Origin of the sequence: Mitsuokella sp. AF33-22, assembly GCF_003475755.1 — a bacterium.
GTDB lineage: Bacteria > Bacillota > Negativicutes > Selenomonadales > Selenomonadaceae > Mitsuokella.
Map to the genome: position 1 here is coordinate 19,166 of NZ_QRQA01000014.1, position 26,003 is coordinate 45,168.

The 26,003-nt window shown below is 56.0% G+C and carries 22 protein-coding genes, 1 pseudogene and 1 other annotated feature; of the genes and pseudogenes, 18 read left to right on the plus strand and 5 right to left on the minus strand.

The features are described 5' to 3' along the window. The 5 genes from DWZ54_RS09455 (at window position 1) to DWZ54_RS09475 (ending at window position 6,813) form a co-directional block, all read left to right on the plus strand. Complete coding sequence (locus DWZ54_RS09455) at window positions 1-1,632, plus strand: sulfate adenylyltransferase subunit 1 (RefSeq protein WP_118475831.1); 1,632 nt, start codon at window positions 1-3, stop codon at window positions 1,630-1,632. Between the two features lie 222 nt (window positions 1,633-1,854). Then, window positions 1,855-2,136, plus strand: coding sequence for a co-chaperone GroES (gene groES, locus DWZ54_RS09460; protein ID WP_118015271.1), 282 nt, complete (start codon window positions 1,855-1,857; stop codon window positions 2,134-2,136). Window positions 2,137-2,187: 51 nt separating this feature from the next. Further along, window positions 2,188-3,813 carry a chaperonin GroEL gene (gene groL / locus DWZ54_RS09465; RefSeq protein ID WP_118015272.1) on the plus strand — a complete coding sequence of 542 codons (1,626 nt, stop codon included), beginning with the start codon at window positions 2,188-2,190 and terminating at the stop codon, window positions 3,811-3,813. 390 nt (window positions 3,814-4,203) lie between these two features. Beyond that, complete coding sequence (gene glmS, locus DWZ54_RS09470) at window positions 4,204-6,033, plus strand: glutamine--fructose-6-phosphate transaminase (isomerizing) (RefSeq protein ID WP_118015273.1); 1,830 nt, start codon at window positions 4,204-4,206, stop codon at window positions 6,031-6,033. Window positions 6,034-6,156: 123 nt separating this feature from the next. After that, complete coding sequence (locus DWZ54_RS09475; protein WP_118475833.1) at window positions 6,157-6,813, plus strand: HAD family phosphatase; 657 nt, start codon at window positions 6,157-6,159, stop codon at window positions 6,811-6,813. A gap of 85 nt (window positions 6,814-6,898) precedes the next feature. Here DWZ54_RS09475 and bioB read toward each other — a convergent pair whose 3' ends face one another. Continuing rightward, entirely contained in the window at window positions 6,899-7,903 is a 1,005-nt protein-coding gene (bioB, locus tag DWZ54_RS09480) for a biotin synthase BioB (RefSeq protein ID WP_118475897.1), read from the minus strand. Between the two features lie 258 nt (window positions 7,904-8,161). Here bioB and DWZ54_RS09485 point away from each other — a divergent pair, with 258 nt between their 5' ends. The 7 genes from DWZ54_RS09485 to recO all read left to right on the plus strand — a co-directional run bounded on the left by DWZ54_RS09485 (window position 8,162) and on the right by recO (window position 14,153). Further along, window positions 8,162-9,187, plus strand: a complete 1,026-nt coding sequence (locus tag DWZ54_RS09485; protein ID WP_118475835.1) for a PhoH family protein — start codon at window positions 8,162-8,164, stop codon at window positions 9,185-9,187. Beyond that, window positions 9,184-9,645: an rRNA maturation RNase YbeY gene (gene ybeY / locus DWZ54_RS09490; RefSeq protein ID WP_118475836.1), complete on the plus strand. Its 462-nt coding sequence runs from the start codon at window positions 9,184-9,186 to the stop codon at window positions 9,643-9,645. Before DWZ54_RS09485 ends, ybeY begins: the two co-directional genes overlap by 4 nt. Before the next feature lie 87 nt (window positions 9,646-9,732). After that, a complete protein-coding gene (locus DWZ54_RS09495; RefSeq protein WP_118475838.1) occupies window positions 9,733-10,389 on the plus strand; it encodes an IS607 family transposase in 657 nt (218 codons plus the stop codon). Continuing rightward, entirely contained in the window at window positions 10,337-11,638 is a 1,302-nt protein-coding gene (locus tag DWZ54_RS09500) for an RNA-guided endonuclease TnpB family protein (RefSeq protein ID WP_118475840.1), read from the plus strand. The genes DWZ54_RS09495 and DWZ54_RS09500 overlap by 53 nt, the downstream gene beginning before the upstream one ends. A gap of 213 nt (window positions 11,639-11,851) precedes the next feature. Then, window positions 11,852-12,757 (plus strand): GTPase Era, encoded by a 906-nt coding sequence (era, locus tag DWZ54_RS09505; RefSeq protein ID WP_118015277.1) that lies wholly within the window; start codon window positions 11,852-11,854, stop codon window positions 12,755-12,757. Next, on the plus strand, window positions 12,757-13,422 hold the full coding sequence (locus DWZ54_RS09510; RefSeq protein WP_118475841.1) for a DUF502 domain-containing protein: 666 nt from the start codon (window positions 12,757-12,759) through the stop codon (window positions 13,420-13,422). The genes era and DWZ54_RS09510 overlap by 1 nt, the downstream gene beginning before the upstream one ends. After that, window positions 13,422-14,153 (plus strand): DNA repair protein RecO, encoded by a 732-nt coding sequence (gene recO / locus DWZ54_RS09515; RefSeq protein ID WP_118475843.1) that lies wholly within the window; start codon window positions 13,422-13,424, stop codon window positions 14,151-14,153. Before DWZ54_RS09510 ends, recO begins: the two co-directional genes overlap by 1 nt. A 12-nt stretch (window positions 14,154-14,165) precedes the next feature. On the opposite strand, the gene DWZ54_RS09520 is transcribed toward recO, so the two are convergent. From DWZ54_RS09520 to lgt, 3 genes are all read right to left on the minus strand, one after another. Next, window positions 14,166-14,876, minus strand: a complete 711-nt coding sequence (locus tag DWZ54_RS09520; RefSeq protein WP_118475845.1) for a DUF554 domain-containing protein — start codon at window positions 14,874-14,876, stop codon at window positions 14,166-14,168. A 95-nt stretch (window positions 14,877-14,971) separates the two neighbouring features. Continuing rightward, complete coding sequence (gene speD, locus DWZ54_RS09525) at window positions 14,972-15,430, minus strand: adenosylmethionine decarboxylase (protein WP_118475847.1); 459 nt, start codon at window positions 15,428-15,430, stop codon at window positions 14,972-14,974. Window positions 15,431-15,511: 81 nt separating this feature from the next. After that, window positions 15,512-16,333: a prolipoprotein diacylglyceryl transferase gene (gene lgt / locus DWZ54_RS09530; protein ID WP_118475849.1), complete on the minus strand. Its 822-nt coding sequence runs from the start codon at window positions 16,331-16,333 to the stop codon at window positions 15,512-15,514. Window positions 16,334-16,764: 431 nt separating this feature from the next. Here lgt and ileS point away from each other — a divergent pair, with 431 nt between their 5' ends. The 6 genes and pseudogenes from ileS (at window position 16,765) to DWZ54_RS09560 (ending at window position 25,000) form a co-directional block, all read left to right on the plus strand. Beyond that, entirely contained in the window at window positions 16,765-19,902 is a 3,138-nt protein-coding gene (ileS, locus tag DWZ54_RS09535; RefSeq protein WP_118475851.1) for an isoleucine--tRNA ligase, read from the plus strand. Window positions 19,903-20,173: 271 nt separating this feature from the next. Further along, entirely contained in the window at window positions 20,174-20,581 is a 408-nt protein-coding gene (gene tnpA, locus DWZ54_RS09540; protein WP_040636139.1) for an IS200/IS605 family transposase, read from the plus strand. A gap of 5 nt (window positions 20,582-20,586) precedes the next feature. Then, window positions 20,587-21,711: pseudogene (gene tnpB / locus DWZ54_RS09545) on the plus strand (IS200/IS605 family element RNA-guided endonuclease TnpB). 182 nt (window positions 21,712-21,893) lie between these two features. Next, window positions 21,894-22,229, plus strand: a complete 336-nt coding sequence (locus DWZ54_RS09550; protein WP_233519483.1) for a metal-sensing transcriptional repressor — start codon at window positions 21,894-21,896, stop codon at window positions 22,227-22,229. Window positions 22,230-22,430: 201 nt separating this feature from the next. Beyond that, window positions 22,431-22,946: an acyl-CoA thioesterase gene (locus DWZ54_RS09555; RefSeq protein ID WP_118475853.1), complete on the plus strand. Its 516-nt coding sequence runs from the start codon at window positions 22,431-22,433 to the stop codon at window positions 22,944-22,946. A 96-nt stretch (window positions 22,947-23,042) separates the two neighbouring features. After that, window positions 23,043-23,295, plus strand: a binding site (T-box leader). A gap of 37 nt (window positions 23,296-23,332) precedes the next feature. Continuing rightward, window positions 23,333-25,000: a 2-isopropylmalate synthase gene (locus DWZ54_RS09560; protein ID WP_118475899.1), complete on the plus strand. Its 1,668-nt coding sequence runs from the start codon at window positions 23,333-23,335 to the stop codon at window positions 24,998-25,000. Between the two features lie 210 nt (window positions 25,001-25,210). On the opposite strand, the gene DWZ54_RS09565 is transcribed toward DWZ54_RS09560, so the two are convergent. Then, on the minus strand, window positions 25,211-25,984 hold the full coding sequence (locus tag DWZ54_RS09565) for an SDR family oxidoreductase (protein WP_118475854.1): 774 nt from the start codon (window positions 25,982-25,984) through the stop codon (window positions 25,211-25,213). Between the last annotated feature and the right edge of the window lie 19 nt (window positions 25,985-26,003).

The following is a 26,003-nucleotide window of genomic DNA, read 5'->3' on the forward strand; positions in this document are numbered from 1 at the left end:
ATGAACGATTTACTCAAATTCATCACCTGCGGCAGCGTTGACGACGGCAAGTCCACGCTGATCGGTCATCTCTTATACGATGCCAAGCTCATTTATGCGGATCAGGAGGAAGCCCTGCTGCTCGACTCCAAGGTCGGCAGCCGCGGCGGCGCCATCGACTACTCTCTGCTCCTCGACGGACTGCTCGCCGAGCGCGAGCAGGGCATCACGATCGATGTGGCATACCGCTACTTCACGACGGATAACCGCAGCTTCATCTGCGCCGATACGCCGGGCCATGAGGAATACACGCGCAACATGGCCTGCGGTGCCTCGTTTGCCGACCTCGCCATCATCCTCATCGATGCGACGCAGGGCGTCCTGACGCAGACGCGCCGCCATGCCCGCATCTGCGCGCTCATGGGCATCCGCTACTTCGTCTTCGCCGTCAACAAGATGGATCTGGCCGCTTATGATGAGGCGCGTTTCCGGGAAATCGAGGCACAGATCGCAGAGCTCCAGCGGGAACTCGGCCTTCACAGTGTCCAAGTCATCCCCGTATCGGCCACGGAAGGTGACAACATCACGCAGCGTTCGCCGCATATGGCGTGGTATGACGGCCCGGCGCTGCTGCCGTATCTCGAACAGGTCGATGTGAGCGCCGTCGAAGAAGAGGGCTTCTACATGCCCGTGCAGCGCGTCTGCCGTCCCAATCACGAATTCCGCGGCTTCCAGGGTCAGATTGAGAGCGGCAGCATCGCGGTGGGCGATACCGTCACGTCGCGTCCGAGCGGCGAAACGGCTCAGGTCAGGAAAATCCTCGTGGCCGACCGCACGGTCGAGACGGCGCAAAAAGGCCAGCCCGTCACGATCCAGCTCAACCGCGAAGTCGACGTATCGCGCGGCTGCGTGCTCGAGAAGGCGAGCGGTGTGCAGCTCGCTGCCAATTTCAAGACGGAGATTCTCTGGATGGACGATGTGCCGCTTTCCATCGGCAAGAACTTCCTCGTCCTGCTCGGCACGAAAAAAATCCCGGGCATCCTGACGAAGATCGACTACCGCATTGATATCAACACGGGCGAGCATGTCGAGGCCGATACGCTCCACAAGAACGAGATTGCCGTCTGTGAGATCGCCGTGACGGAACCCATCGTCATCGACCTCTTCGAGCATCACCGCACGCAGGGCGAGCTCATCCTCATCGACCGCATCAGCAATATGACGGCAGCCTGCGGCGTCGTGCGCGAGATCGTCTCGGGCGAAGGCAGGCGCCATCTCGCGGCCAATCCGCAGCTGCGCAGCGCGCTGAACTGGCAGAGGCCGCTGGCCGTGGCCTTCCAGCCGGGCCTTGACGGCACGTCGATTGAGGCCGTGGAAGAAGCGGAGTATTACCTCGTGCGCAACGGCCGCCACACGTATCTCTACGCCCCGACAGAGGGTGAGGACTACGGGCGGACGCTCGCGCATCTCTTGCAGGCCGGCCTTATCGTCCTGCTCGTGCTGCCGAAGGATGCTGCCCTGCCGGAGGCGGCTCAGCCGTATGCATCGCTTGCTGCCGGACAAGATGGCAGGGATGCGCAGCAGATTGCCGAGACCATCCTGCATCATACCATGCTGAATTCGATGATGGCGCCGAACAACTGGGTCATCTGATTCTCGTTTGATTTTGCCATATCCGGACTCTTGAGAGGGCTGCCCTGACGCAGCCCTCTTTTGCATGTGCGCGGCAGGAGGTTTTGTTTTTTTGACTTTTTTAGGAAATGATATTGACATTTTGACTTAGAGGGGTTAATATAAAAACTGTAGTTAGCACTCGGGACTGGTGAGTGCTAACAGCATGATTATGTAAATTCATTTTATAGGAGGAAGATACCTATGATTAAGCCATTGGGCGAAAGAGTTGTCATCGAAGTTGCAGAAAGCGATGTAAAGACGGCCAGCGGCATTGTGCTGCCGGACACGGCGAAAGAGAAGCCGCAGAAGGGCACGGTCGTTGCTGTTGGCACTGGCAAGCTGCTCGATAATGGCGAGCGCGCAGCCATGGAAGTCAAGGTTGGCGATGGCGTCATCTTCTCCAAATATTCGGGCTCGGAAGTTAAGGTTGACGGCAAGGATTATCTGATTGTCCGCGAGAGCGACATCCTCGCAGTCATCTGATCGCGACTCGGCCGGAATTGCAGAACATAGATTTTTCGGAGGTAATCATAAATGGCAAAACAGATCCTGTTTGACGAAGAAGCACGCCGCGCACTCGGCCGCGGTGTTGATGCACTGGCTAATGCAGTAAAGGTAACGCTTGGACCGAAGGGCCGCAACGTCGTTCTCGACAAGAAGTTCGGCGCTCCGACGATCACGAACGATGGTGTCACGATTGCGCGCGACATCGAGCTCGAAGATCCGTTTGAGAACATGGGCGCACAGCTCGTCAAGGAAGTCGCCACGAAGACGAACGACATCGCCGGCGATGGCACGACGACGGCAACGCTCCTCGCACAGGCCATGATTCACGAAGGCATGAAGAACGTCGCTGCCGGTGCCAACCCGATGATCATCAAGAAGGGCATTGACGAAGCCGTCAAGGCACTCGTTGAGGAGATCAAGGCAAAGTCCAAGAAGGTTGAAGGCCAGGCTGACATCGCTCAGGTCGCTACGATTTCTTCCGCTAACGAAGAGACGGGCAAGCTGATCGCTGAGGCCATGGAGAAGGTCGGCAAGGACGGCGTCATCACGGTTGAAGAGTCCAAGACGATGCGCACGAACCTCTCCGTCAAGGAAGGCATGCAGTTCGACCGCGGCTACATCTCCCCGTACCTCGTCACGGATACGGACAAGATGGAAGCAGCTCTCGATGATCCGTACATCCTCATCACGGACCGCAAGATCTCGGCCATCAACGACATCCTGCCGATTCTTGAGCAGGTCGTCAAGGCTGGCAAGCAGCTCGCCATCATCGCTGAGGATGTCGACGGCGAAGCACTGACGACGATCGTCGTCAACAAGCTGCGTGGCACGTTCAAGGCCCTCGCTGTCAAGGCTCCGGGCTTCGGTGACCGCCGCAAGGCCATGCTGCAGGATATCGCTACGCTGACGGGCGGCACGGTCATCAGCGAGGAACTCGGCCGCAAGCTCGACAGCGTCACGCTCGCTGACCTCGGCCAGGCTCATAAGATGGTCTCCACGAAGGATGAGACGACGATCATCGGCGGCAAGGGCGACAAGGAAGCCATTGCCGAGCGCGTTGCTCAGATCAAGCAGCAGATTTCCCAGACGACGAGCGATTTCGACCGCGAGAAATTGCAGGAGCGCCTTGCAAAGCTCTCCGGCGGTGTTGCTGTCATCGAGATCGGCGCCGCTACGGAAGTCGAGATGAAGGACAAGAAGTACCGCATCGAGGATGCCCTGAACGCTACGCGTGCAGCTGTTGAGGAAGGCATCGTCGCAGGCGGCGGCACGACGTTCCTCGACATCCTGCCGGCACTCGACAAACTGAATGTCGAAGGCGATGAGAAGGTCGGCGTCAACATCGTTCGCCGCGCCATCGAAGAGCCGGTTCGCCAGATCGCTCAGAACGCTGGCCTCGAAGGCTCTGTCGTTGTCGAGAACGTCAAGAAGGCTGGTACGGGCATCGGCTTCAACGCCCTCAAGAACGAGTACGTTGACATGCTCAAGGCTGGTATCGTTGATCCGGCCAAGGTAACGCGTTCTGCCCTGCAGAATGCTGCTTCCATCGCTTCCATGGTCCTGACCACGGAGACGCTCGTTGCCGACAAGCCGGAAAAAGAAGCTCCGGCACCGGCTGCACCGGGCATGGGCGGCATGCCGGGCATGATGTAATCCTGCCGTCACGAAGGTGACAGGGAGGGCATCAGGCCTTTCAAAAGCAATACAGAAGCCCCGCGAGGCATGGCCTCGCGGGGCTTTTTTATTGACTTTCTTTCATTTATAAGATACAATAGCTATTGCCGTGAGGCAAATGAAAATCCAGAGTATAAAACCTGCTGTTCTGGTATAAGGAAAAAGCATGGGCAGCTCCCGTGAGCTTCCGTGATTTAGCGCTTGCTCTCATGCACCCTGGTGCGTGAGAGGACGAGGAGAAGGTTGTCGAATCATCAGCGGATGCCTTCCGGCCGGTCCGGCCGACAGATCTTCGTGAAAACTCCTGTGCAAGCGGGACGACAAAACGAAGAGGGGACGACAGCAGGAACCTGTTAGGAGGTTTCCATTATGTGTGGTATTGTAGGTTATGTAGGTGACAAGCAGGCAGCAGAATTCCTGCTCGAGGGCCTGTCGAAGCTCGAGTATCGTGGTTACGACTCGGCTGGCATCGCCGTATTCGACGGCAAGGAGATCCGCGTCGAGAAGAGCGTCGGCCGACTGGCTGCACTGCGCGACAAGATCAAGGACAACATGCCGCAGGGCACGATGGGCATCGGACATACGCGCTGGGCTACGCACGGCCGTCCGTCTGACCGCAACGCACATCCGCATACGGACTGCTCCGGTGACTTCGTCGTCGTTCACAACGGCATCATCGAGAACTACCTGTCCCTCAAAGAGGACCTCATCGAGAAGGGCCATGTCTTCAAATCCGAGACGGATACGGAAGTTGTCGCCCACCTCATCGAGGAAGTCTACAACGGCGATTTCGTTTCCTCCGTCCGCGAGGTACTGCGCCGCATCGAAGGTTCCTATTCACTCGTATTCATGTGCAAGAAGCACCCGGGCGAGCTCATCTGCACGAAGCAGGACAACCCGCTCGTCATCGGCATTGGCGAGGGTGAGAACTTCATCGCTTCCGATATCCCGGCCATCATTTCGCGCACGCGCCGCACGTACATCCTCAACGATGGCGAGCTGGCCGTTGTCACGAAGGACTCCATCAAGATCACGAATCGTCAGGGCGAGCCTGTGACGAAGAAGGTCTTCGAGGTCAACTGGAATGCAGAGGCTGCCGAGAAGGGCGGCTACGAGCACTTCATGCTCAAGGAAATCCACGAGCAGCCGAAGGCTGTCCGCGACACGATGAGCCAGCGCATTGCCAAGGACGGCAAGAGCATCGTCATGGACGAGCTCAAGTGGGATGCGGATTACCTCAATTCCTTCAACAAGATTTACATCGTTGCCTGCGGCACGGCTTACCATGCCGGTCTCGTCGGCAAGTTCTACATCGAGAAGCTGGCCCGCACGGTCGTCGAAGTCGATGTCGCTTCCGAGTTCCGTTATCGCGACCCGATTGTCGATGAGAACACGCTGTTCATTGCCGTTTCCCAGTCGGGTGAGACGAGTGATACGCTCGCAGCCATGAAGGAGTCGAAGCGTCTCGGCGCCAAGACGCTCGCTCTGACGAACGTTGTCGGTTCTTCCATCGCCCGCGAGGCTGACCAGGTCCTCTACACCTGGGCTGGCCCGGAGATTGCCGTCGCTTCGACGAAGGCCTATACGACGCAGCTCATCCTGTTCTTCATGCTGGCCCTCTACATGGCTCAGATCAAGAAGACGCAGACGCCGGAGCGCATCGAGTCGCTCATCAGCCAGCTCAAGAACATCCCGGCTCAGGTCAGCGAGACGCTTTCCGATGTCGAGCCGATCAAGACGTTTGCCAAGCAGTACGGCTTCAATGAGGATGTTTTCTACATCGGCCGTTCGCTCGACTACGATGTCGCTCTCGAGGGTGCGCTGAAGCTCAAGGAAGTTTCCTACATCCATGCCGAGGCATATGCGGCAGGTGAGCTCAAGCACGGCACGCTGGCCCTGATTGTCGAAGGTGTCCCGGTCATCGCTCTCGCTACGCAGAAGAGCGTTTACGAGAAGACCCTTTCGAACATCAAGGAGGTTAAGGCCCGTGACGCCGTCGTCATCGGCATTGCAGCCGAGGGTGATACGGAGCTTGAGAAGTACGTCGACCACGTCATGAAGGTTCCGGAGACGGATGAACTCCTGATTCCGCTGCTGACGGTCGTGCCGCTGCAGCTCCTCGCTTACTACGCTGCCATCACGCGTGGCTGCGACGTCGACAAACCGCGTAACCTCGCGAAGTCTGTCACGGTCGAGTAAGCAAAATGACCGGCTGATCTCAGCCCTGGATTTGATTTTATACGAGAAGCCTTTCTGTCGATGCAGGAGGCTTCTTGTTCTATTCATAAGAATAAGAGAGTAAGGAGAAAACGGAGGTTTTGCATGAAAGCGTTTATTTACGATATGGATGGTGTCATTGTGGATACAGAGCCGCTTCATCTGGAAGCCATCGTTCATGTCCTGAACAAGATGGGCGTACATGATATTCATGTGGATGATCTTGTGAAATACCAGGGAACAACGGATCTCATGGTATATGAGGATCTGCGCAAGACGCATCCGTTCAAGCCGACGCCCGAGCAGGCCGTCAAGGCCAAGGATTATCTGTTTCAGCGTCTGCTTGAGGAAAAGGGCATCGATCCGATTGACGGCACCATTGACCTCATCCATCAGACGGCAGACCTGCGCTCGTCGGGCGTGCGCACAGCCATCGCGAGCTCGAGTGCCGATTCCTTCATCGAGTATGTGGTCAGGCACTTTGATATTGTGGATTGCTTTGACTGCCTCGTCAGCGGCACGAATCTGCCGGAATCGAAGCCGAATCCGGCCATCTACCTGCAGACGGCGGCTTACCTCAACGTGGATCCGCGCGAGTGCGTCGTGCTCGAGGATTCGGGTAATGGCGCCAAGGCGGCCAAGTCGGCCGGCATGACCTGCATCGGCTATCGCGCTCCCGGCAGCATTCAGGACCTTTCCATCTGCGACGTCGTCGTGGAGAAAATCCAGGACATCGATCTTACGCAGTTCTTTGATGCATGAGAAAAAGGCTTTCCGCCCGATGAGCATATCATCGGCGGAAAGCCTTTTTGGTATGGATAAGCAGGTATGTTCAGGAACGGCTGTCTCAGCGATGTGCGCCGCACGTCGTGACTTCTTCTTCCTCGTCATTCGTGAGGCCCAGGCGCTTGAGCATCTCCATATCGTCCTTGATGGTCGTGCCCGAGGTCGTCAGCATATCGCCCGTAATGGAGGCGGAGGCACCGGCACGCAGAGCTGTCGCGCCGTTCTCAGGCAGCAGCTTGCGGCCGGCTGCCAGGCGGATGTTTGCCGTCGGATTGATGAAGCGGAAAATCGCAATGGTGCGCAGGATATCTTCGGCAGGAAGGGACGGACGTCCTTCCATGCCCGTGCCCGGGATGGCCATGAGTGCATTGATGGGGATGGACTCGATGCCGAGCTCCTGCAGTGCGAAGGCCATGTCGAGGCGATCCTGCCATGTCTCGCCCATGCCGATGATGCCGCCCGAGCAGACGCAGAAGCCTTCCGTCTGCGCGAGTTTGATGGTGCGGATGCGGTCGTCGTACGTATGGCTCGTGCAGATCTGCGGGAAGAAGCGGCGGCTCGTCTCGATGTTGTGGTGATAGCTGCGCACGCCGGCCGCATAGAGGCGGTGGAGCTGCTCACGCGTCAGCAGGCCGTGTGAGGCGCAGAGGCCGATGGAAAGCGTCGCGTTCATTTCCTTGTAAGCCTCGATGGCCTTGTCGAAGTCACGGCCTGTGAGCGCGCGTCCTGAGGTCACGATGGCAAAGCGGTTGGCGCCGGCGTCCTGATTGGCTTTGGCGTGGCGTATGATTTCTTCCTTCGGCAGGAAATCGTACGTGTCAATACCCGTATGGTGGCAGGCGGCCTGCGCACAGTACTTGCAGTTCTCGCCGCAGCGTCCGCTGCGCCCGTTGATGATCGTGCAGAAATCGACATGGTTGCCGCAGAATTCATCCTGCAGGTGGCGCGCGCCTTCCTGCAGCTCGGCAAGGTCTGCCGTGAGCAGCAGGCCGACATCGTCCTGAGGCTTCAGGCGATAGCCCGCGAGAATCTGGTCGGTGAGTTTGGCAATGCTGGTGATCTTCATCGTGATGGCCTCGATTCGTTTCATGATTGTGATGGGATAAAATCGCTTATAGTCAACATTATAAACACAATAAGGTTTACGGTCAACTCGTTTATCTGTCATAGTTGACTTATATCCGGCAGGGATTTTGCCGGTAATTTTCTGCAAGGCCCCGATTTATGTTATAATGAAAGAATCACGCCGGGGTGTCTTGGGGCATCCGTAAAAGAAATGTACTGGATTGAAACAATCAGAGAAAGAAGCAGGTGAATCAATTCGTTGCAACAGGCATTGGAACGACAGATCGTTTTTGGCGATCATAAAGAAGCATATGCGCTCTTGGGGGACCGGGATGAATTCCTGCAGGTGCTCCGGGAGAATTTCGCTTGCCAGTTCATCAGCCGCGGCGAGCAGCTTGAGATCTTGGGCGAGGGCGCCGAGGTCACGATGGCGGCGACGCTCGTGGAGGAACTGCAGTATCTCTACCGTCAGGGGACGACGATTACGATGCATGAGGTGCGCTACGGCATTGGCCTCGTGCGCGGCGGCAAGGGAGAAGCCCTGCACACCTTGTTCGGCGACACGATTCTCGTGACCTCGCGCGGACGTCACGTGCGCCCGAAAACACTGGGGCAGCGCCGCTACCTCGATGCCATCCGCCACAGTGCCATCACGTTTGGCATCGGGCCGGCAGGCACAGGCAAGACGTACCTGGCCGTCGTCATGGCCGTGGCCGCACTGCGCAACAAAGAGGTGCGGCGCATCATCCTGACGCGTCCGGCCGTGGAAGCGGGCGAACGGCTCGGCTTCCTGCCGGGCGACCTGCAGGATAAGGTCGATCCGTACCTGCGGCCGCTCTACGATGCCCTGCAGGACATCCTGGGGCAGGACAGCTACCAGAAGCTCATGGCCAAGGGCATCATCGAGATTGCGCCGCTCGCCTACATGCGCGGCCGCACGCTCGAGGATGCGTTTGTCATCCTCGACGAAGCGCAGAACACGACGGATAAGCAGATGAAGATGTTCCTGACGCGCCTGGGCTTCGGCTCGCGCATGGTCGTCACGGGCGATCTCGGGCAGGTGGACCTGCCGCGCGGCGTGACGAGCGGTCTGCGCGAGGCCAGCCAGGTACTCCGGGAGGTCAAGGGCATCAGCATCGTGCGCATGGCTCCCGTCGATGTCATCCGCCACGATGTCGTGACGCGCATTGTCGAGGCCTACGGCGCCTGGGAAGAGAAGAAAAAGAAGGAAAAGGAACGAGAACTCAAGCAGCGCGAGAAAGAACGCGAGGTGCGAAAATCATGAATGTCATCATCAGCAATTACCCCGAGGACCTCAAGGTCCCGGCAGAATATGTCGAGAATGTGACGGCTGCGGCAGAGAAAGTCGGAGAACTTTACGGCGTGGAGAACGGCGAGGTCAGCATCACGCTGACCAACAACGCCTACATCCACGAGCTCAACCGCGAGTACCGCGGCATCGACCGACCAACCGACGTGCTCTCCTTCGCGCTCAATGAGAGCGAGGAGCCCGAGGTCAAGGGCGGTGCCGACCTCAACGTCCTCGGCGATCTCGTGATTTCCGTGGAGCGTGCCGAAGAACAGGCCGCAGAATACGGGCACAGCGTCAAGCGCGAGATGGCCTTCCTGACGGTTCACGGCATGCTGCACCTCCTGGGCTACGACCATATGGAGGAAGCCGACCGCCTCGAAATGGAAGCCGAACAGCGCTTCGTCATGGAAAAACTTGGTATCAGAAGGTAACTAACAGTTAAAGTTAAGTTGTAAAATAATACAAATACTCTGGCTAAAAAGTCAATTTATTGATAAAATAGTATCGAGGTGATACCATTGAAATACTATACGATCAATAAATTCGCCAAGATCATCGGGGTCACCCCACAAACTCTCAGGAATTGGGATAGAAGCGGCAGGCTTCATCCTCATCATACTTCGACGAATGGCTATCGTTACTATTCAGAAGAGCAATTGTGCGCTGTGACAGGGATCCAGTTCGCGCCCAGAAAAGTCATCGGATATTGCAGGGTATCAAGCCGCAAGCAAAAGGATGATCTTGAACGACAAGTAGAAAATCTGAGAACCTACCTGTACGCACAAGGAAATCCATTTGAAATCATCACGGATATCGGTTCTGGAATCAATTATAAGAAGAATGGACTCCAAGAGCTGATTCGCAGGATAGAAACCAATCAGGTCGAGAAAGTGGTTCTCCTCTATAAGGACAGGCTCGTACGTTTCGGTTTTGAGCTTCTCGAAACGATTGCAACAATCCATGGATGTAAGATTGAGATTGTCGATACGACCCGGAAAAGCGAGCAACAGGAACTGGTTGAAGATCTGGTCCAAATCATCACAGTGTTCAGTTGCGAGCTTCAGGGAAAACGAGCGCATCAAGCGAAGAAGATGATACGAGAGTTGGCAGGAGATGATTCAGATGATCAAGTCAATCCGAGTACAGCTGTTGCCGAACAACAAACAGAGGACTAAGCTATTCCAGTTCGCTGGTGCTGCAAGATATGCTTACAATTGGGCATTGGACAAGCAGATGGATAATTTCCGTGAAGGATGCAAAATCCAGACGGACAGTGAGCTTCGAAAAGTATTCACGATTCTGCGCCATTCAGAGGAAAACAAGTGGCTCCTGAATGTATCAAATAACGTCACGAAGCAGGCCATCAAAGATTTATGTATTGCCTACAAGAACTTCTTCTGCAAGCAGAAGCAGCCCGGCTACATTAAGTATTCCTCGAAGAAAGTTACTCATTATACTCGCATCGGCAAGAGTTTGACTGTCTATGACATGAACGGGCATCCCAAGTTCAGGAGCAAGAAGAACGGGGACTTCCGCTTCTATCAGGACAATGTCAAGATCCAATTCACAGGGACACATGTCAAGCTGGAAAGCCTTGCAGGAAGCAGGCGGAAGAACCGTCAGCGTTTGAACTGGATCCGGCTTGCTGAAAGGAACAGGATTCCTGTCCGAGCGAAATACACGAACCCGCGGATTGCGTTCGATGGTGAGCGCTGGTGGCTCTCGATAGGGATACAGACAACCCGAAAGCTGGAACCTTTGCGCGGACTGTTGTTTGTTTGCAAGAAACGGCGATATGCTCGCTCAGAGGGAATTGGCATTGATTTAGGCATCAAGGACTTGGCGGTACTCTCTGACGCCACTAAAGTCGGGAATATCAACAAGACCCGTGCAATAAGAAAACTCAAGAAGAAAAGACGCCGGTTGCAGCGTCAGGTATCTCGAAAATACCAGATGAATAAGAAAGGAGAACGTTACTGCAAAACGAGCAACCTTATAAAAAGTGAAAAGCAGCTTTTACGGATCAATCACAGGCTGGCATACATCCGCCAGAATCACGTTCATCAGGCTACGGCGGCAATCATAAAGCGAAAACCAAGCTTTGTATGCCTCGAAGGCTTGAATGTCCGTGGTATGATGAAGAATCTATATTTATCCGAGAAGATTCAGGAACAGGATCTTTATGAATTCCGCAGACAGATTGAATACAAGGCACATTGGGCAAAGATAGCTGTTGTCATTGCTGACAGGTGGTATCCAAGCTCAAAGACTTGCGTCGAGTGCGGCTATGTAAAGAAAGACCTGAAACTATCAGACAGGACCTATGTATGTCCGCATTGTGGCAACGCGATAGACCGCGATTTCCAAGCAGCGTTGAATCTGAAACGCTACGGAGATATGAAGCAATCCAAATCTGCAAACTGACACCAACAAGTCAATGCAGATATGTACCGATTCGTTAGTCGGGAATTTAAGCCTCTGGAGCATTATATCAAACGTCGGTAGCTTGTCCTTCGGAACGGCAAAAGCGGATGCGAAACTCCCTTTATGGGAAAGAATGAGGAATGAAACGTAAAAGTCAATTTTCCTGATGAAATATATAGCTTTTTATAAGTTTTCGGTAACGGGAATGATTGTATGGAACAGAACACGAAACACAAATCCGGCTTTGTCGCCGTCATCGGCCGCCCGAACGTCGGCAAATCGACGCTCATCAACACCCTGATCGGTCAGAAGATCGCCATCATGAGCGATAAGCCGCAGACCACGCAGAACCGCATCCTCTGCATCCTCACGGAGCCCGATGCCCAGATCATCTTCCTCGACACGCCGGGCATCCACAAACCGAAGCACAAGCTCGGCGAGTACATGGTCAAGGCCGCTGAAGGTACGCTGAAGGAAGTCGATGCCATCCTGTTCGTCGTCGATGCGACGGAGAAGATGGGCCCGGGTGAATACTACATCCTCGAACGCCTGCAGGCCACCTGCAAGCCGGTCATCCTTGTCGTCAACAAGCTCGACCTCATCGAGAAGGAACAGGCGCTGCCCATCATTTCGCGCTATACGGAAAAATATCCGTTCGTCGGCGTTGTGCCAATCTCGGCCAAGACAGAACTCAATCTCGATGCCCTGCTGACCGAAGTCAAGAAATACCTGCCGGAGGGGCCGCAGTATTATCCGGAGGACATGATAACGGACCAGCCGGAGCGCCTGATCGTGGCTGAGCTCGTCCGCGAGAAGGTCCTGCAGCTCACGCGCGACGAAGTGCCGCATGCCGTCGCTGTGGAAACGGATGAGATGACCACGCGCGAGAACGGCGATGTCTACATCCGCGCGACCATCTACGTGGAGCGCGATTCCCAGAAGGGCATCATCATCGGCGCCAAGGGCGCCATGCTCAAGGAAATCGGCCGGCTGGCCCGCACGGACATCGAGGCGCTGCTCGGCTCCCGCGTCTTCCTCGAGCTCTGGGTCAAGGTCAAGAAGGACTGGCGCAACCGCGAGGGCGTGCTGCATAACTTCGGATTTGGAGTGGAATCCTGATGGAAAAGGAAGAAAAAGGACGCAAGAGCTGGTCGCGGTGCATCTCCCGCCGTTTCGTCAACGGGCTCATCATCCTTGTGCCGCTGCTCATCACGCTGCTCGTGGTGGAGCAGGCCCTGCACTTCACGGAAGGCGTGCTCGGCAAGCACCTGCCGTTCTATTTTCCCGGCATGGGACTCATCACGGTGCTGCTTGTCATCTACTTCGTGGGCTGGCTTTCTTCCTACTGGATCATGCGCCGGATGATTCACTTCGGCGAAGTCCTGCTCGGCAAGATCCCCGTGGTAAAATTCATCTACAACAGCGTCAAGCATCTGTCGACGGCCGTCTTCGAATCGAACAATATGTTCGATCATGTGGTGCTCGTGCCATTCCATCAGTCAAAAGCACTGGGCTTCATCATGGCCGATGTGCCGCAGGCGCTGAAGGATGCACTCGGGGATGATTATGTCTGTGTATTCGTGCCCTGGAGCCTCAATATGACCTCTGGCACGAATCTTTTCGTCAAGAAGAGTGATGTCATTTACCTCGACATCAGCAGCGAATCGGCCCTGCAGTACATGTTGACGGCTGGTGCCGTCATGCCGCGGCGCAACGAGCCGCCGCAGGAGCCGGCCCGCCCGTCGTCCGAAAAAACTGCCGGCAGGGAAGAAGGGCATTCCTGATGGCCCTGTATCAGACGGAAGCCGTCGTGCTCGGCTCGAAGAACTGGGGAGAAGCCGACAAGGTCATGACGCTTTTCACGCGCGAACGCGGCCTCGTGCGCGCGGCGGCTTTCGGCTGCCGCCGGCCGCGCAGCCCGCTCGCCGGTGCCATGCAGATGTTCTCGCATCTCGACGTACAGCTGGCGGAGGGCAGAAGGCTTGAAACGGTCAGGCAGGCTTCGCTCATCGAGCATTACCGCAGGCTCAGCGAAGATCTTACGGCCATGGCCTACGGCAGTTTTGTCATGGAGTTCCTGCGGGAGTTCCTGCCGGAAGGACAGCCGGAGCCCCGGATGCTCGATCAGCTCCTGCTGATCCTCAAGGCATTTGAGACGCGCAACCCGCGCGTGACGGCCCTGGCCGGTGTCTACCAGCTCATGGAATTCACGGGTATGCAGCTCCATTTTGAGCACTGCGGCCACTGCGGCAGGGATGTGAAAGGCGAAGCGTACTTCTCCCTGCGGGAAGGCGGCGTGCTCTGCTCTGACTGCCGCACGGAGTACGCGGAGCCCTTCCCGGAGAATTTGCGACAGCTCATCCTCTCGCTGCGCGACCTCGACTGGCAGGCGGGCGGGACGCTGCGCATCCGTTCCGCCCTGCTCGTCCAGGCAGAATCCATCCTGCTCCAATATCTCCAGCAGCTCCTCGGCCGTCCGCTGCGTTCTCTCGAATTCATCCAGCAGCTCTCGTGATTCTTTTTTGGTTCATACTGGCCAGAAGATGGCGATGAGCAGGGATGGCAGCAAATTGGCGACGCGGATGCGGTAGCCGAACAAGAGATTGATGCCGACACAGAAGATCAAGATATTGCCGACATAGGAGAGATTGGCAAGAGCCGGCTCGGTCATCCACGGAGCGATGAGGCGCGCAAAGAGCGTGATGCTGCCCTGGAAGATGCCGACGGAGATCGCCGAGAAGATGCAGCCCCTGCCGAGCGTGGCCGTCATGATCATGACGATGATGAGGTCGAGGACCGTCTTGGCGAAGAGGATGGCGTGGTCGCCCTGCAGGCTGTCGGTGATTGAGCCGATAACTGCCATGGCCCCGATGCAGACGGTCAGCGAAGCCGTGACGAAGCCCTCAACGAACGAGGAATCGCCGCCGCTGCCGGATTTCTTCTTGAGCCACTCGCCAAAGGAGGCAAGGCGGTCCTCGAGATTGATGAACTCACCGATGAGTGCTCCGCCTGAAAGGCTCGCAATCATCATCATGGTGCCGGTCGCCTCAAGTCCGTCCGGCGTGAGGTGGAGCATCTGGCGCAGCGTGCCGCCGATGCCGATGAAGATGACGGCGACGGCGGCAGCCATCATCAGTGTGTCCTGCAGGCGTTTGGTGAGCAGTCGCCCGCATCCGAGCCCGAGCAGCCCGCCGACGACAATGCCGCATACATTTACAATAGTGCCAAGTCCTGGCATAAGCATCCTTCTTCCTGAATGTCGATTCCTACGATAACAGCCCGCCGGCGAAATTCGTCAGCGGGCTGTTTTTCTTTTCCTGATCCGATTGCCTGTCAGCTGCGGTTGCGGCGGGCCAGGACGCGCAGGACCTTAGCTCCCGTGTTGTGGATCTTGCGCAGCGGCGCCACTCTTGTCTTGACCTTCGGGCGGATGTCCTTGGGCGTACCGAAACTGCCGCGTTTCAGGAGTGTGGATTTTATTTTATCCGGTTTGAAGAAATTGCGCATGGCCTGTGCGATGCGCTCCGGCTCGGCATGTTCCTGGCAGAGGAAGATGTCGATGGCCACATACTTGAGTTCCGTGTAGATGTGCAGGACGATATGGCCTTCGCGGAAGAGCAGCATGATGGCGTAGTGATGCTCGTCGAGCTGCTCCGAGCAGCTGTTGATTGGCGTGAAGTGGAACTGTTCCTGGATTTCCTCGATGGCCTCGTTGATCTGCTTGCTGTCCTTGAGCTTGCTGTTCTTGCAGTTGAAGAGATCCACCGTGAGATGACGTGCTAAGATTTTCATAAATCCGCGCTCCTTCATGAAATGGTAATGAATTCTTGTTATGAGTCCAGACTCCATTATAGAGGATGGACGGGGCTGGCGTCAATTCTTTCGCCGTGACTTGGAAGGGATTTCCTTTTGTTTGGTCGGGACGTTCTTCTGGTAAAAATGGAGGCCGATGAAGAAGAGCAGCGCGATGGTGAAGGCGGCAAGGCTTGTCGTCTGGGCGCTCGTGAAGAGTCCGAACACTTTTTCCGTATAGTCGCCGCGCAGGAATTCGAGGCCGAAGCGGGCGGCGCTGTAGAGCATGACGTAGAGGGCGAAGCACTGCCCTTTGGCATGCTGCGTTGTGCGGAACATCAGGAGCAGGGCGAAGATGACGAGGTCGAGCTGGCCCTCCCAGACCTCGGCTGGCCAGAGCGGCTGATTGCCGTAGACGTGATGCGCGAGCGTCGTGGCCGGGTAGACGATGCCGAACGAGGAGCCCGTCGGGGCGCCGAAGGCATCGCCGTTGAGGAGGTTGGCGCAACGCCCGAGCGCCTGTCCGAGCACGATGGCCGGGGCCAGCACATCCATGAGGTGCACGGTGTCGAGATGGTGGCGGCGGCAGTACCAGACACCCGTGAGGACGCCGAGAATGACGCCGCCCTGGATGGCCATGCCGCCCTGCCAGACGTTGAAGAGCTCTGTCAGGTGACTGCCGTAATAGTCCCAGTCGAAGAAGAATACATCCCAGAGCCGTGCGCCGAGTAGCCCCGCGACGCCGCAGTAGATGCCGAGATCGACGATATGGCCTTCGTAGCCGCGCCGGTCGGCCTTTGCGAGGAAGTAGCCGACGCCCGTGGCCAGGATGATGGAAAGCGAGAGAACGAGTCCGTACGTGCGGATGGGGAACCCGTCGATGAAAAAGAGATATTGATGCATAAGGAACCTTCCTTTTTCTTTTTTAGCTGTTTTTAACCGTTGCCTGTGGAAGCTGGCGGCTGTCAGGTGCCGCAAACAGCCTATAGCGCTATTATAGACGATGTGACGGGAAAAAAGAAGCAAAATAGATTTGAATTCCGTCCACCCCTGTGGTACAATGAATTCTGTCAACATGTAAATAAATGCGGTGAGGAAGAGAGTACCTTATCTTGAACGCGATAGCGAACCGGGAATGGTGGGAGCCGGGCGTCAGTAAGGACAAGGGAAGATCACTTCGGAGCAGCGGGCTGAACAAAGTAGGTTTCGCCGGTATTCCCCGTTACGGAACAGCGCATGGTGGTGCGTGAGTCAAAATAGGTGGTTTTAACGTAGGTAACAAGCCTGCATCCTGTTTGGGTGCAGGTTTTTATTTTTGTAAGGAGGTATTTCGTTTGTACAGCAAAGTAGATACCAATCTGAATTTCGTTGCACGCGAAAGAGAAATTGCGAAGTTCTGGAAGGAACACAACATCGCACAGAAAGCCATTGACCAGCGCGAGGGATGCGACACCTTCACGTTTTACGATGGCCCGCCGACGGCAAACGGCAAGCCGCACATCGGCCATGTGCTGACGCGCGTCATCAAGGACATGCTGCCGCGCTTCCAGTCCATGAAGGGCAAGAAGGTCCTGCGCAAGGCCGGCTGGGATACGCACGGCCTGCCCGTCGAGCTCGAGGTTGAGAAAGCCATCGGCATCAACGGCAAGGAACAGATCGAGAAGTACGGCATCGAGCCGTTCATCAAGAAATGCCGTGAATCCGTCTGGAAATACAAGGGCATGTGGGAGCAGTTCTCCGAGGTCGTCGGCTTCTGGGCCGATATGGATCATCCGTACATCACGTACGAGAACAACTTCATTGAGTCCGAGTGGTGGGCGCTCAAGGAAATCTGGAACAAGGGCCTGCTCTATGAAGGCTACAAGGTCGTTCCGTACTGCCCGCGCTGCGGCACGCCGCTTTCCTCGCACGAGGTGGCACAGGGCTACAAGGACGTCACGGAGCGTTCGGCCATGGTCAAGTTCAAGGTCAAGGGCGAAGATGCTTACTTCCTGGCCTGGACGACGACGCCGTGGACGCTGCCGTCGAACCTTGCACTCTGCGTCAATCCGGAAGTCGATTACGTCAAGGTGCGCGTGAATGGCACGGTCTACATCCTCGCTGAAGCTCTCGTCGACACGGTCTTTGATGGTGTCGAGGGTGAGCGCGAAGTCCTCGGCAAATGCAAGGGCAAGGAGCTCGAGTACAAAGAGTACGAGCCGCTCTATCCGTTTGCCAACGCCGCCGTGGAAAAACAGGCGAAAGCCGGCAAGAAAGCCTTCATCGTCACGTGCGATGATTACGTCACGACGGAAGACGGCACGGGCATTGTCCACATGGCTCCGGCCTTCGGTGAAGACGATAACCGCGTCTGCCGCAACTACAACGTCGCGTTCGTCAATCTCGTCAACAGCAAGGGGGAGCTGACGGCAGAGACGGCCTGGCCGGGTGTCTTCGTCAAGAAGGCCGATCCCATGATCCTCGATGATCTCAAGCAGCAGGGCAAGCTCTTCAAGGCACCGGAATTCACGCACAGCTATCCGCATTGCTGGCGCTGCGATACGCCGCTGCTTTACTACTCGTTCCCGACCTGGTTCATCAAGATGACGGCGGTCAAGGACGAGCTCGTGGCCAACAACAAGACGGTAAACTGGATCCCGAAATCCATCGGCGAGGGCCGCTTCGGCAATTGGCTCGAGCACGTGCAGGACTGGGGCCTCTCGCGCAACCGTTACTGGGGCACGCCGCTGCCGGTATGGCAGTGCGAATGCGGCCATCAGCATGTCATCGGCTCCATCGCAGAGCTCAAGAGCCTCAGTGACAACTGCCCCAATGATATCGAGCTGCATCGCCCGTACATCGACAAGGTCACGATCAAGTGCCCGGACTGCGGCCAGGAGATGCATCGCGTGCCGGAAGTCATCGACTGCTGGTTCGATTCCGGCTCCATGCCGTTCGCGCAGTGGCATTATCCGTTTGAGAACAAGGAAATCTTTGCCAAGCGCTTCCCGGCGGACTTCATCTCCGAAGCCGTCGATCAGACGCGCGGCTGGTTCTATTCGCTGATCGCCATCTCGACGCTGCTCTTCCACAAGGCTCCGTACAAGAATGTCATCGTGCTCGGCCATGTCCAGGATAAGGATGGCCGCAAGATGTCGAAGTCGAAGGGCAATGCCGTCGATCCGATGGAGGCGCTCAACAAGCATGGCGCCGATGCCATCCGCTGGTACTTCTACGAGAACAGCGCGCCGTGGCTGCCGAACCGCTTCCACGACGATGCCGTGCAGGAAGGCCAGCGCAAGTTCATGGGCACGCTCTGGAATACGTATGCGTTCTTCGTGCTTTACGCCAACATTGACAACTTCGATGCGACGAAGTACACGCTCGACTATGACAAACTGCCGGTCATGGACAAGTGGTGCCTCTCGCGCCTCAATACGATGGTCAAGGATGTCGATTACGACCTCTCGAACTACCGCGTCACGGAAGCCGCGAAGGCACTCGAGCAGTTCGTCGATGAACTCTCGAACTGGTATGTTCGCCGCAGCCGCAGCCGCTTCTGGGCCAAGGGCATGGAGCAGGATAAGATCAATGCCTATATGACGCTTTACACGGCGCTCGTGACGACGGTGAAGGCCGCTGCGCCGATGATCCCGTTCATGACGGAATCCATTTACCGCAACCTCGTCTGCAGCATCGACAAGCAGGCGCCGGAATCCGTCCATCTCTGCGATTTCCCGCAGGTCAACGAAGCGCACATCGACAAGGAACTCGAGAAGAACATGGGCGAGGTTCTTGAGATCGTCGTGCTCGGCCGTGCGGCCCGCAACGAGGCGAACATCAAGAACCGCCAGCCAATCGGCAATATGTATGTCAAGGCTCCAGTTGTCCTGCCGGACTTCTACAAGCAGATTGTTGAGGAAGAGCTCAACGTCAAGCAGGTCGTCTTCAAGGATGATATGGAAGCGTACCTCACGTACAGCTTCAAGCCGCAGTTCCGCGTGCTCGGCCCGAAGGTCGGCAAGAAGATGGGCGCCATCCAGAAGGCACTCAAGGCCGTCAACGGCCACAAGGCCAAGGAAGAACTCGACACGACGGGCAAACTCGTCATCTCGCTGCCGGACGGCGACGTGACGCTGCTGCCGGAAGATGTCGAAGTTTCCATGGCACAGACGGAAGGCTACAACTGCCAGCGCTACAACGGCGTGACGATTGCCCTCGAGACGACGCTTTCCGAGGAACTCCTCGAGGAAGGCTTCGTGCGTGAGATCATCAGCAAGATCCAGACGATGCGCAAGGAAAACGGCTATGAGGTCACCGACCACATCAAGGTCGGCATGGCAGGAAACGAGAAACTGGAGGGCCTCGTCCGCAAGAACGAGTCCTTCCTCAAGGATATCACGCTCTGCGACGAAGTGACGTATGACGCTCTCGATGGCCATGAAAAAGAATGGAACATCAACGGCGAGACGGTGACGCTCTCCGTAAAGTAAGCATCTGGCGGCAAATCGCCGTGCGTGCCCATTTCGTCCAAGCTCCCTTTCTTCGGAAGGGGAGCTTTTGGTTTACGCAGTGAAACAGATTCGTTAGCAGGAGATTCGCAGGGCGGCGCGAATTCTATGTTATCGGACGCGCCGTAAAACCCCGCCCTTTAGGGCTGGAGATATAAGGCGCGTCCGCCGAATTTGCGTAAGCAATTGAAGACGGACAACTTTTTCCTCCTTAATTGTTGTATTAATTAATAAAGTATAGTATAATACAAATATGAACAGAGTATATCATTCAAATCGTAACATCGTATATTCCTGTAAATATCACATTGTATTCTGTCCTAAGTATCGTCGAAAAGTGCTCGTAAATGGTGTGGATGTGAGATTGAAGGAGCTCATACAGTCCATCGCGGCCGAAAACCACTTTGAGGTCATCGAGATGGAAATCATGCCAGACCATGTACATCTGCTTTTGGAGGTAGATCCGCAATTCGGAATTCACAAAGCGGTGAAGACAATCAAGGGCAAAACGTCGAGGATACTTCGGCAAGAATTTCATTGGCTGACAACGAAGCTGCCGACACTTTGGACAAATTCCTATTTTTGCTCCACGGTCGGCGGTGCGCCGCTTGGAATCGTCAAGCAGTATATCGAGAGCCAAAAGACATCGCAAAGGAAGTGAGAAAAATGGAAACGTACACACTGGGCTATAAGTTCCGCATCTATCCGAACAGGACACAGGAAAACCTCATCAATCGCACGCTGGGCTGTGCACGTTTCGTATTCAACCACTTCCTCGCGGTACGTCGCGACGAATGGAAGGCAAATCACAATTCGCTGACTTACGTCAAGACAAGCAAATTGCTCACCGACCTCAAGAAGCGCGAGGAAACTGCATGGCTGTCTGAAGTGGACAGCATGGCATTGCAGGAATCCCTGCGGAATCTTGATCGCGCATTTCAGAACTTCTTTGCGAAACGGGCAAGATACCCGCGCTTCAAGTCGAAGCATAGTCACAGCCAGTCCTATCGGACGCGCAATCAAACAAACGGTATCCGTATCATCGACAAGAGAATCAAGCTCCCGAAGCTCGGTCTTGTGAGAATCAAGCAGAGCCGTGACTTTGATGGCCGGATTCTCTCTGCCACGGTAAGCCGGGCTGCCTCAGGCAAATACTACGTTTCGCTTTGTGTCGAAGCAGAAAAAGGATCCTTGTTCTGCCCAAACGATGGCAAGCAGATTGGTATTGACGTTGGTCTGAAGGTATTCTATTCAGATAGCAACGGCGATACCGTAGAGAACCCACATCCACTGAAGAAGCTCCAGCGCAAGCTCCGCCGAGAGCAGCGGCGGCTTTCCCGAAAGATGCCGAAATCGGTGAATCGTGAAAGAGCGCGTGTCCGTGTTGCACGCGTTCATGAGCGTATCGCAAATATCCGCAGGGATTTCCTTCACAAGATATCAACACGGCTTGCTCGTGAAAATTAAACAGTAGCCGTAGAACATCTGAACATCAAGGGAATGCTACGGCATCATAAACTCGCGAAGTCCATCTCAGATGTGAGCTGGAGCGAATTCTTCCGTCAGTTGTCGTATAAGACAGAACGACACGGCGGCGAACTGATCAAAGTCGATACCTTCTACCCGTCAAGTCAGACTTGCTCCGTCTGCGGCTGTCAGAATCCACTGACAAAGGATTTGAGCGTCCGCGAATGGGATTGCCCAGCATGTGGAACCCATCACGACAGAGATGTGAATGCCGCAAAGAACATCCTGCGCAAAGCTTTGGAAGACAAATCCAAAGTTGCATGAACGGGAATAGAACATACCGTGGGGCACACGGGAATTCACGCTTGGGGAGATCGTGTAAGACGCCAATTCCTCGGAGGCGGCGCAGTGGTCGTCGAACCAAGAATCCCCTGCCTTTAGGCATGGGGAGTGTCAAAATATCATTGAATGCATGAGAGCAGTCATGCGGGAAAGGAGGGATAGTTGTGGAGGAACATACCCATGTGCTGGCCGACGGCACCGTCGTGACGCACACACATGGTGCACACGGTCATCAGCACAGCCATACGCAGACCAAGGCCGTCCTCAACCGCATGGCGCGGCTCATCGGTCATCTCGAATCCATCAAGCAGATGATTGCCGATGGCCGGGACTGCAGCGACGTGCTCATCCAGCTTTCGGCCGTCGACAGCGCCATCAAGGGCGTCAGCCGCATCATCCTGAAGGATCATCTCGAGCATTGCATCGTGGATGCCGTGCGGGAGAACGACAAGGAGGCGCTCGATCAGCTCAACAAAGCAATTGACCGTTTCCTGAAATGATGAGGAAGAAGTTGTATGATGGTTTTGTGAGAGAATCACATTTCTCTTGGTACGTTTATGCTATAATAAAATGCATCGTAATAAACGACATTTATATACAATTTTTCCCTTTTTCTTATCGGAATTTAAGAAACAGATGAAATGATAATCGGGAGAATCTATTTCAGGTGACGGCGAATAAACGATTTGCAGGAGGTTTTTATGGCACAGACAAAGATTGTGATCAGCCAGGTCATGATGCCGAGTCAGACGAATCCAAACGGCAATGTGCATGGCGGCGAAATTATGAAGATGATGGACTCGACGGCGTATGCTGCGGCCCGCAAGTATGCACGCTCAAATGTGGTGACGGCCCGCGTCGACGAGCTCGAGTTCCACCTGCCAATCCTCATCGGCGACCTCGTGACCTGCACGGCGGAAATCGTCTTTGTCGGCCACAGCTCGATGGAGATTGCCGTCAATGTGGACGTCGAAGACCTCGATCAGGAAGGCAAGCCGCAGCGCGCGCTGTCTGCTTATTTCACGATGGTTGCGCTCGACCGCAATTCGCGCCCGAAGTCGGTACCGCCGCTCATCCTCGATTCGGAGGAAGCCAAGCGTGCGTTTGAGGACGGCCGCCGCCGCTACGAGGCGCACAAGGAGCGCAAACGCCAGCAGCGCGAGGTAGAGAAGGCCCGTTCGGCAGCCAAGAAGACGCTGCGCGAGCCGCAGGACTGATTCTGGCCTGGAAATTCATCGCGAAAAAATGTTTACAGTTTTACAAAAAGTGCTTGCCAAATGTACATGGTTGTGCTATTCTAGTACCCAACACAGGGAAATGCAGTGACGAAGAATAGTACACATCCTGTACATCGCAAGAGAGTTGCCGTCTGGTGCGAGGCAATGGTGAAGGGATGCGGAACTCGCTTCGAAGCAGTCCACTGAACACCCGCGCCTTGGGCACGAGCTATTAGGCTGGAACGGGACTGACCGTTACATCAGGGGGATTTGGCAGAATCCCGCAGAGATGCTCCTTATGAGCATGAATTTGAGTGGTAACACGCAGGCACAGGCCTTCGTCTCATGGACGGAGGCCTTTTTCTATTGGGAGGTTTTGCATTATGATGAATTATCAGAAGTACAGCAAAGGTTATTTCATGCCGCCGGAAATCGATCTCGAGTGGGCGAAGAAGGATGCGCCGGACCATGCACCGGTCTGGTGCAGCGTTGACCTGCGCGACGGCAACCAGTCTCTGGTAATTCCGATGAGTCTCGATGAGAAGCTGGAATTCTACAAGATGCTCCTCAAGGTCGGCTTCAAGGAAATCGAAGTCGGTTTCCCGGCTGCATCGGAAACGGAGTACGAGTTCCTGCGCCGCCTCGTCGAGGATGACCTCATCCCGGACGATGTCACGATCCAGGTACTCACGCAGGCGCGTGAGCACATCATCCGCAAGACTTTCGATGCCCTCAAGGGCGTCAAGAACGCCATCGTCCATGTCTATAATTCCACGTCGGTTGCACAGCGCCAGCAGGTATTCCGCAAGGACAAGGAGCAGATCAAGCAGATGGCTGTCGACGGCGCGAAGCTCCTCAAGGAACTGACCGAAGAAGCCGGTGCCAACTACCGCTTCGAGTATTCGCCGGAGTCCTTCACGGGCACGGAGCCGGAATACGCCTTGGAAGTCTGCAATGCCGTGCTCGATGTATGGCAGCCGACGGCTGACCGCAAGGCCATCATCAACCTGCCGGCTACGGTCGAGATGAGCATGCCGCATGTTTTTGCCATGCAGGTCGCTTACATGAACAAACACCTCAAGTACCGCGACAATGTCGTCCTCTCGCTGCATCCGCACAATGACCGCGGCTGCGGCGTGGCCGATACGGAGATGGGTGTCCTGGCCGGTGCAGACCGCGTCGAAGGCACGCTGTTCGGCAATGGCGAGCGCACGGGCAATGTCGATATCATTACGGTGGCGATGAACATGTTCGCCCTCGGCGTTGATCCGGAGCTCGATTTCTCGAATATGCCGGAGCTCGTCGAGATGTATGAGCGTGTGACGCGCATGCATGTTTCGCCGCGTCAGCCGTATGCCGGTGACCTCGTGTTCGCTGCATTCTCGGGTTCGCATCAGGATGCCATCGCGAAGGGCATGCACTGGAAGGAAGAGAAGAACCCGGACAAATGGACGCTGCCGTACCTCTACATCGATCCGAAGGATGTCGGCCGCGAGTACGACGGCGATGTCATCCGCATCAACAGCCAGTCCGGCAAAGGCGGCGTCGGCTTCATCATGGAGCAGAAGTACGGCATCGATATGCCGAAGAAGATGCGCGAGGATTTCGGTTACTGCGTCAAGGGTGTTTCCGATCACAAGCATAAGGAGCTCATGCCGGATGAGATTTATCAGATCTTCCAGGATGAGTATGTCAATGTCGATTCGCCGTACAAGCTCGACGATTTCCTGCTCAAGAAGGAGCCGGACGGCACGCGCAAGGGCACGGTCGACATTTTCGTCAACGGCAAGTCGGAGACGTTCATTGCCAAGGGCAACGGCCGCCTCGATGCCGTTTCCAATGCATTGCAGCAGAATCTCGGCGTGAGTTACAAGGATCTGACGTACAGCGAGCACGCGCTGGAAATCGGCCAGAACAGCCGCGCGATGGCCTATATCGGCATCACGAACGATGATGGACACATCACTTGGGGTGCCGGCATGGATACGGATATCATCACGGCTTCCATCCAGGCGCTCATCAGTGCCATCAACCGCATGAAGGCCGGTAAATAAACAAAAGACAGTAAAAGCTGACGTATGGACGAGATCCGTACGTCAGCTTTTTGTTTGCAAACCACAGCCTGCCGCGGCGTTCCGACATCCGGCATGAAGTTCATTCGTGTTGGGCCCCAGCCCTGCGGGCAGTCGCTGGACGCTTCCAGGCGGAATACATCCCTCCGCTTGGGCTCATGCCTTTCGTCGCTGGTCTGACTGTTTGTATTTTTACAGGTGCCGGTAGAGATTGACGAGATGGATGATCAGGTCATCGGGGATGAGGGCGCCGAAGAAGCGGTCGAGTGTTGAGACGAGGTCGGGCGTGCAGATGGCGCGCTCGTTTTGCGCGGCGTGCAGCGAACGGCGCGCGACAGTATGTTTGTCCGTGGCGAGCGGGAAGCCGTGAAAGAGGACCTCGTGGTCGGTTTCCTTGGCCCCGGCGATGAATTCGGTATTGCGGATCCAGTACGGGCAGACGGCCGTGACCGAGATGCCGCGTGGCGCGAGCTCCGCGCAGAGGCCGCGGCTGTAGCGCAGCAGGAAGGCCTTGGTGGCGGCGTAGGTCGTCAGGTAAGGGATGGGCTGGAAGGCGGCGCAGGAACAGACCTCGATGATATGAGAGCCTTCCTTCATGTGCGGCAGGCATAGTTCTGTCATGGCCGTGGCCGCACGGCAGTTGAGCTCAATCATGCGGCTTTCGGTCATCACGCCGATCGTCTCGCAGCTGCCGATGCGGCCGAAGCCTGCGGCGTTTATGAGCCAGTTCACGGTGAGGTCCTCTGTATGCTGCAGGCGGTCGCGTACCTGCCGCAGGGATTCTTCCCGCGTGAGGTCGAGCGGCAGCAGGCGGCAGGGCAGGGGCAGAGAGCGGGCAAGCATTTCGAGCCGTTCCTTTCTTCTGGCGATGAGCCAGATTTCCTCGAGCCCGGTCTCCTCGGCGAGCAGCCGGGCGTATTCCGCCCCGAGGCCGCTCGAAGCACCCGTAATGATGGCAATGCGCATGATGATTCCTCCCCAGCAT